Source organism: Thermoanaerobaculia bacterium, from assembly GCA_035717485.1.
Classification (GTDB): Bacteria; Acidobacteriota; Thermoanaerobaculia; order UBA5066; family DATFVB01; genus DATFVB01.
The window spans coordinates 1-7,192 of the sequence record DASTIQ010000309.1; the positions used below are offsets into that span (position 1 = coordinate 1).

Annotated in this window: 7 protein-coding genes; 5 read left to right on the top strand and 2 right to left on the bottom strand. The window is 72.8% G+C overall.

Going from position 1 to position 7,192, the window contains the following annotated elements:
- The 3 genes from VFS34_16150 to VFS34_16160 form a co-directional block, all read left to right on the top strand.
- A partial coding sequence (locus VFS34_16150) for a hypothetical protein (protein ID HET9795985.1) occupies positions 1 to 266 on the top strand: 266 nt, incomplete at its 5' end.
- The gene (locus VFS34_16155; GenBank protein HET9795986.1) at positions 254 to 1,027 is read left to right on the top strand and encodes an ABC transporter permease; all 774 of its coding nucleotides are present in this window, start codon (positions 254 to 256) and stop codon (positions 1,025 to 1,027) included. The genes VFS34_16150 and VFS34_16155, both read left to right, overlap by 13 nt.
- Positions 1,024 to 1,788 carry an ABC transporter ATP-binding protein gene (locus VFS34_16160; protein ID HET9795987.1) on the top strand — a complete coding sequence of 255 codons (765 nt, stop codon included), beginning with the start codon at positions 1,024 to 1,026 and terminating at the stop codon, positions 1,786 to 1,788. The genes VFS34_16155 and VFS34_16160 overlap by 4 nt, the downstream gene beginning before the upstream one ends.
- Here VFS34_16160 and VFS34_16165 read toward each other — a convergent pair.
- The gene (locus tag VFS34_16165; GenBank protein ID HET9795988.1) at positions 1,743 to 2,927 is read right to left on the bottom strand and encodes a glycosyltransferase family 4 protein; all 1,185 of its coding nucleotides are present in this window, start codon (positions 2,925 to 2,927) and stop codon (positions 1,743 to 1,745) included. The genes VFS34_16160 and VFS34_16165 overlap by 46 nt on opposite strands.
- Positions 2,928 to 2,959: 32 nt before the next feature.
- On the opposite strand from VFS34_16165, the gene VFS34_16170 reads away from it, so the two are divergent.
- Both VFS34_16170 and VFS34_16175 read left to right on the top strand, forming a co-directional pair.
- Positions 2,960 to 5,095, top strand: a complete 2,136-nt coding sequence (locus VFS34_16170; protein HET9795989.1) for a glycosyltransferase — start codon at positions 2,960 to 2,962, stop codon at positions 5,093 to 5,095.
- The gene (locus VFS34_16175; GenBank protein ID HET9795990.1) at positions 5,092 to 6,465 is read left to right on the top strand and encodes a glycosyltransferase; all 1,374 of its coding nucleotides are present in this window, start codon (positions 5,092 to 5,094) and stop codon (positions 6,463 to 6,465) included. Before VFS34_16170 ends, VFS34_16175 begins: the two co-directional genes overlap by 4 nt.
- Here VFS34_16175 and VFS34_16180 read toward each other — a convergent pair.
- Positions 6,399 to 7,192, bottom strand: a 794-nt coding sequence (locus VFS34_16180; GenBank protein HET9795991.1) for a glycosyltransferase, incomplete at its 5' end; no start/stop codon positions are given. The two genes, VFS34_16175 and VFS34_16180, sit on opposite strands and share 67 nt — an antisense overlap.

A 7,192-nucleotide genomic window follows, 5' to 3' on the forward strand; every position in this document is an offset into this window, starting at 1 on the left:
CGCGCGTGCGGCATCGCGGCGGGGCGACGATCGGGCGCCGGGCGATCCCGCTCCTCTGGGCGGACCTCGTGCGCTGGAGCGCGCTCGCCCGCGGCCCGCGGGGAGCGCGCGCGGCGGCGCGCGCGTTCGCGCTCGGCGGACGCCTCCGCCTCGCGGCGCGATCGCTCATCGCTCCCTGGATCGCGACGTCGCGCCGCGCCGCCTTTCGCGAGGAGACCGACGGCTATCGCGAGGCGCTCGCCGCGGTGCGCGGGTGGGCGCGCTGAGGCGGCTCTTCCGTTTCCGGTCGCTCGTCTGGTACCTCGCCCAGAGGGATCTGAAGGTGCGGTACCGCCGGTCGAGCATCGGCCTCCTCTGGTCGATGCTGCAGCCTCTCCTCATGATGCTCGTGTTCCGGACGATCTTCGGCGCGGCGTTCCGCTTCGACCTTCCCGACTACTCCGTGTACGCGCTCTCGGGAGTTCTCCTCTGGAACTTCTTCCAGCAGACGATCGTGAGCTCGATGCACACGCTGCGCGGAAACGCGTCGATCCTCCAGAAGATGCCCCTCCCGCGCGAGGTCTTTCCGATCGCGACCGTCGTGTCGGGTCTGGTCAACCTCTCGCTCGCGCTCGTCCCGCTCCTCGGGATCCTCCTCGCGACGCGGCATCCGATCCGCTTCCCGATCCTCTTCGTTCCCGCGGCGATGGCGATCGCGGCCGCGTTCACCCTCGGGCTCGGCCTGCTGCTTTCGCCGCTCGCGATCTTCTTCACGGACGTCGTGGAGATCGTCGGCGTCCTCCTGACCGTTCTGCTCTATCTCACCCCGATCTTCTACCCCGTCGCGATCGTGCCGGCGCGGTTCCGCTGGATCCTGCGCTGGAACCCCGTGCGGCTCGTCCTGGACGCCTTCCGGACGCCGATCTACGCCGGCACGGTCCCGCCGCCCGCGGTGATCGGCGCCGCGGCGGCCGTGTCCCTCCTCGTCCTCGTCGCCGGCTGGGCGGCGTTCCGGCGCATGAGCGACCGGATCCCGTTCTACCTGTGAGCGCGGCCCCCGCGGTCCGGCTCGACGGAGTCTCGCTCCGTTATCGGCTCGCGAAGCAGAGACCGCGCTCGCTCAAGGAATACGCCCTCCACTGGATCCGGGGGCAGCTCGTCTACGAGAAGCTCTGGGCGCTGCGGGAGGTCGACCTCTCGATCGACCCGGGAGAGAGCGTCGGGATCGTCGGGAGGAACGGCGCCGGCAAGAGCACCCTCCTGCGCGTGATTTCCGGAGTTCTCACGCCCACCCGCGGCAGGGTGCGGACGCGGGGTCGCATCGCGCCGATCCTCGAGCTCGGAACGGGGTTCGACCCGGAGCTGACCGGCCTCGAAAACATCCGGCTCTTCGCCCTGTTCCTCGGCCGCTCCCATCGCGAGATCGACGCGGCCTCCGCGGCGATCGTCGACTTCAGCGGGCTCGGCGACTTCGTGCGCTCGCCGGTGCGGAGCTTCTCGGCGGGGATGCTCGCGCGGCTCGGTTTCGCCGTCGTGACCGCCTGGGTGCCCGACATCCTCATCGTCGACGAAGCCCTCGCCGTCGGCGACGCCGCCTTCCTCGCTCGCTGCCGGACGCGTCTGGACGAATTCCGGCGCGCGGGAACGACGCTCCTGCTCGTTTCGCACCAGCCGGAGCTCATTCGCGGCAGCTGCCGCCGCTGTCTGCGCATCGAAGCCGGACGGATCGTCGCGGACGGGGAGTCGTCCGCGGTCCTCGAGAGCTACGCGGAGGAGCGCCGGTCGGCCGTCGAGGAGCCGCGGGCGTGAGCGGCGCCGGCGGCGGCCGCGATCTCGCGGAGCCGCGCGGCGACCGCGGCCGGATCGTGCGAGCGCACGAGCTCGCGCCGGCCGAGCTCCGCGAGACGGCGCGCTTCCGCAGGGCGGGCGGCGAGAGACTCGACCGCCGCCACGAATCCCGCCGCGTCGTCGGCGAGCAGGAGGGCGTCGGTCCGGCCGAGACCGGCGGCCGCCGCCCGGGTCGCGACGACCGGGACTCCCCGGGCCCACGCCTCCAGGATCTTCATCCGCACGCCGGAAGCCGCGCGAAGCGCGACGATGAACACGCTCCCCGGCGCGAACGCCTCGCGGCTGTCCGCCGGGGCCGGATGGGGCACCACGTCCGGCAGCGCCGCGCTCTCCCCCCCGAAGAGGTGGAGCCGGGCCGCCGGGAGGCGTTCGCGGAGGGCGGGCCAGATCTCCCTCAGGAACCACCGCGCTCCGTCCGCGTTCGCCCACCATCGGCCGCCCGCGAGGAGGACCAGCGCCGGGCTCCCCGGCAGAGGCGCGTCGGCCGCGGGAAGCTCCGCCGGAAAGGGTGCGGGAACCGCGAAAACGCTTCCCGCTCCGCGGGACAACGTCCGGAGGCGGTCGGCGTCGCGCTCCGTCAGCGCGACTACCGCCGCGCATCGGGCGATCGCGTCCCCTTCCCATCGCGCGAGCCGCCTCGCCTCGATCCGGAAAAGGACCGAGCGGCCCGGCCCGGCGATCGCGGAGCGCGCCTTCCACAGATCGCTCTCGACGTTCTGGGCGCGCAGGACCACGGGAACGCCGGCCCGGAAAGCCGCACCGCACCCCGGGAGCGCCTGGAGCTGCTCCGCGAAGACGACGTCGGGGCGCCCGCCGGCGATCCGCCGTCCGACCTCCTCCGCGAGACGCCGCGACGCGTGGCGGGCGATCGCCACCGGGAGACCGTGCGCGAGCGCGAACGCGGTCTCCTCCGCCCACGGCGACCCCGGAACCGTGATGACGCGGACGTCCGGCGGCGCGGGAGGGGCGCTCGCGCCGGGGCAAACGACCGTCACGTCGTCTCCCGCGGCGGCCAGCGCCTCCACCGTGTTCTTCAGGACGAGACGGCCGCCGTCGACCGGAGGCCACGGCGGCTTCGTCGCGACGTACAGAACCCGCACCGCGCCGAGTCTACTCCGCGGAATCGGGCGCGATGAGCCTCCGGCGCGTGCCGCTCGATTATTCGTCGTCCGTCTCGCGCGCGCCGGACGAACTCCCGCCGTCGGTCGGAATCGTGGTTCCGGTGCACGGCGCGGCCGACGCGTTCGCTCGCTGCGCGGCGAGCCTCGCCCGCCACACGGATCTCCGCCGCCACGCGCTCACGATCGTGCTGGACGGTCCGGACCAGGGCGAGGCGGAGGAAACCGCGCGGGAGATCGAGGGATCCGGGGCGGCGGTTTCGGTCATCCGGCACGAGCGGACGCTCGGCTACGTCGCGAGCGTCAACGAAGCGGCCCGGGTCCCGCGCGGCGATCTCGTGCTCCTGAACAGCGACACGATCGTCACCGCAGGATGGCTCGAGAAGCTCGCCGCCGCGGCCGCCTCCGCCGCCGAGATCGCGACCGCGACGCCGTTTTCGAACGACGCGGCGCTCTGTTCCCTCCCTTTCCCGTTCCGGGCCAATGCGATTCCCGCCGGGTGGGACGTCGACCGGTTCGCGAGCCGCGTCGAGGAACGCTCCGAACGCCGGTATCCGAGGATTCCGACCGGCGTCGGGTTCTGCCTGTACGTCAAGCGGCGATGGCTCGACCGGCTCGGGCTCTTCGACGAAGCCTTCTCCCCCGGTTACGGCGAAGAGAACGACTTCTGCTTCCGCGCCCTGAAAGCCGGGGGCCGACACGTTCTCGACGACGCGACGTTCGTCTTCCACGAGGGGGGCGCGAGCTTCGGGTCCGCGACGGCGCGCCGGCGCCGGCGGGCGATGCGGCTCCTGCGCGCCCGCCACCCCGAGTACCTCCCGACGATCGCGAAATTCATGAAGGACGATCCTCTCGCGGAGGCGCGCGCGCGGGTTCTCGACGGCCTCCTTCCCCGCCGTGGAGCCGCCGGACCGCGGGCTCCTTCCGTTCTCCACGTCGTCCACGGCTGGCCTCCCTACAACCCGGCGGGGACCGAGGAATACGCGAGGGCGCTCGCCCTCCGGCAGGCGGCGAGCCGTCCGACGGCGGCCTTCGTCCGGGTTCCGGGTCCCGCGGGCAAGGCGACGGAGCTCCTCGACGGCGGCGTTCGCGTCCGGCTCGTCGCCAACGATTTCCGGCAGCGCAATCCTCTGGCGCGGAACGCGATCCGGAACCGCGCCATGGAAAAGGAGTTCGGCGCCTTCCTCGACGAAACCTCTCCCGACCTCGTCCACGTCCACCACCTCTCGGGGCACGGGATCGGGCTCCTCCGGGAAATCCGCCGCCGCCGGATTCCGTGGATCTTCCAGGCGCAGGACTGGTGGATGACCTGCGCCCGGGCGAATCTCTGGCACGCGGAAGGGCGGCTCTGCGACGGGCCGGGGCCGCGCAAGTGCGCGCGATGTCTCCCCCTGACGCGAATCCCTCCCGCCGCGCTCTGGAACCCCCTCCTGCACGCGATCCGCCGGGCCGCGGCGCGCCGCGCGCTTTCCGGGACCGCCGCGCTCGTGATGGGTTCCCGCTTCATCGAGAGGACCTTTCGCGCGATGGGACTCGGCGGACGCGCGCCGGCGCACGTCGTGAGCTACGGGGTCTCCGTCGGCGAGGACGGTTCGCCGCGGCAGCCGCCGGCGAAGCCGCTGCGTTTCGGAGTCCTCGGGTCGATCCTCCCCCACAAGGGGGTTCATGTCGCGGTCGAAGCGTTTCGCGCCATCGCGCCGGAAGACGCGCGGCTGGAGATCCGGGGATCGGAGGCCGCCTCGCCCGGGTACGCCCGAGCGCTCCGCGAGAGGGCGAGCCCGGCGGTCGAGTTTCGCGGCCCGTTTCCCGGCGAGCGAAAGGAGAGCGTGATCTCGGCGTTCGACGTCCTCGTCGTTCCCTCGGTGGGACTGGAAAGCTACGGCCTCGCGGCGCGGGAGGCGCTCCGCCGCGGCGTGCCGGTTATCGCCAGCCGCCGAGGCGCGCTCGAAGAGCTCTTTCCCGATGGGCGGGAGCCCGCGGGCGCTCTCTTCGCCGCCGGGAACGCGTCCGAACTGGCCGGCTGGGTCGAGCGGCTCGTCGCCGACACCGATCTCCTGCGGCGCTGGCAGTCCGCGATTCCCCGGGTCAAGGGGATGGACGAGCACGCCGAAGAGATCGAGACGATCTATGCCGGGATTCTCCGCCGATGACCTTCCGCTTCGGACGGACGATCCGGATCGCGGCGTCGATCGTTCGAAACGAAGGGCCGCGGGCCCTCGCCGATCGCGCGGCCGACCGGGCGAGCGAATGGCGGCGGCGGCGAGAATTCCCGCCGGCGCCGAATCCGCTCCCGGCGATTTCGATGGTGAATCTCCTCGGGACGCCGCCGGCCCCGCGGCTCGGAGGCGTCCAGACCCAGCTCCTCCACCGCCTGGCCCGCGAGGGGCGCTCGCGAACGGTCGCGCTTCTCTACCCCGACGGGGACGCTCTCCGCCTCGAGATCGAGCAGGCCGGAAATCGCATGCATCGGCGATTTCCGGCCGCGCGCGCCGCGCTCCTCCCTCTTCGCGACGCGGGATTCGAGGATGCGGTCTCGGAAGCGCTCCGGCGCACCGGCGCGCGCGCTCTCCACGTCGAGAATCCGGCGGGACTGCCTCTCGAGAGCCTCGCCCGGCTGGCGCAGTCCGCGCTTCTCGTTCTCTCCGTCCACGACTTCTCGCCGATCTGCGCCCGCACGGATCTGCTGGAGCGTCCCCGGTTGAGATTTTGCGGATACTGCGACGACGACCGCCGCTGCGCCGCCTGCCTCGGCCGCGAGGATCCGCCGGACGCCGCGTTCGCACGCGAGCATCGCCTCGCGGGACGCGCCCTCCTGCGGGCGGCCGCCGCGACCGTCTTCCCGTCGCGGTTCCTCCGCGACGCGCTTGCCGCGCGCGTTCCCGGCCTCGACCCGGCACGGCTCCACGTCATTCCTCCCGATCCTCCTCGCGCGCTCCCGGATCCGGAGCGAGCCGCCGCGCGGCCGGTCCGCCACGTCGCGTTCGTGGGCGCCGTGACGGTCCAGAAGGGCGCGCGCGAATTCGCCGACGTCGTGCGGGAGATCGCGCCCCGATTCCCCGGGGTCCGGTGGAGCGCGTTCGGGAAAGGCGACGGCGGGGAGCTCGCGTCCCTGCGTCGGCAGGGAGGAATCCGGATCCGCGGCTACTACCGCTCCGGCGCGCTCCCCGCCGTGCTCGCGCGCGAACGCGTCGACCTCGCGCTCGCGCTCTCCATCACGCCGGAATCCTACGGATTGACCGTCGACGAATGTCTCGCCGCGGGCGTTCCGGTGCTCGCGTTCGATCACGGCGCGATCCCGGAGCGGCTCCGCGGGCGCGGCGGATGGCTCGTCGCTCCGGAACGGGGAGCCCGGGGAATCGCCGAGGCGCTCGCCGGACTCCTCGCGGCCGGCCGCGCTCTTCCCGCGCCGCGACCGGCGGAACCCGCCGATGCCGCCGCGGCCCACCTCGCGCTCTACCGTTCGCTCGGGCTCCTCCCGCCGCCTTCCGAGCCGGCCGGGCGCGAGACGACGGAGGCATAGATCCGCTCGAGTTCCCCGACGGACCGCTCCCAGCCGTAACGCTCCTCGACGGTTTTCCGCGCGCGCTTCGCCATCGCCTGCGCCTCCCCCGGGTCCCGAAGCAGGCGAGCGACCGCGGACGCGAAAGCGCCGGCGTCCTCGGCGACCAGAAGCTCGCGTCCCGCCACGAAATCGAACGCCGAGGCCGCGAGCGGAGTGGCGACGACCGGCACTCCGGAGGCCATCGCCTCGAGGATCTTGAGAAGCTGCCCGGAACCCGCGCGCATCGGAGCGACCGCCACGCTCGCGCCCCCGAGCGTTTCCTCGATCCGGTCGACGTCCCCCTCGAGCCGGAGAGCTCCGGCCGCGGCGAGCGAGCGGATCGCTCGGGCCGGACGCGCTCCCGAGACGGCGAACACGGCCTCGGGAATCTCACGGCGGACGGCGGGGAGGATCTCCCTCCCGAACCACGTGATGGCGTCGACGTTGGGGAAATATCCGAGGTTCCCCGTGAACGCGATCGTCGCCGGAGCGCGGCCGTCAGGCCGGAAGGGGAACTCGCCGAGGTCGACGCCGTTGGGATCGACCGTGAGCCTCGGAAAATCGCCGATCGCGCCGCGATCGACCGGCGAGACGACGGTGACGTGCTCCCAGGTTCTCGAGATCTCGCGCTCGTATCGCGCCATCCGCTTCCACTCGGCGTACGCCGCCCAGCGGAGAAAGCCCGAGTCGCGCCGGAAGCGCCGCT

What these genes read in the sequence shown, in the direction of transcription:
- VFS34_16175 (HET9795990.1), top strand. Translation starts at nt 5,092, where the DNA reads ATGACCTTCCGCTTCGGACGGACGATCCGGATCGCGGCGTCGATCGTT.
- VFS34_16170 (HET9795989.1), top strand. Translation starts at nt 2,960, where the DNA reads ATGAGCCTCCGGCGCGTGCCGCTCGATTATTCGTCGTCCGTCTCGCGC.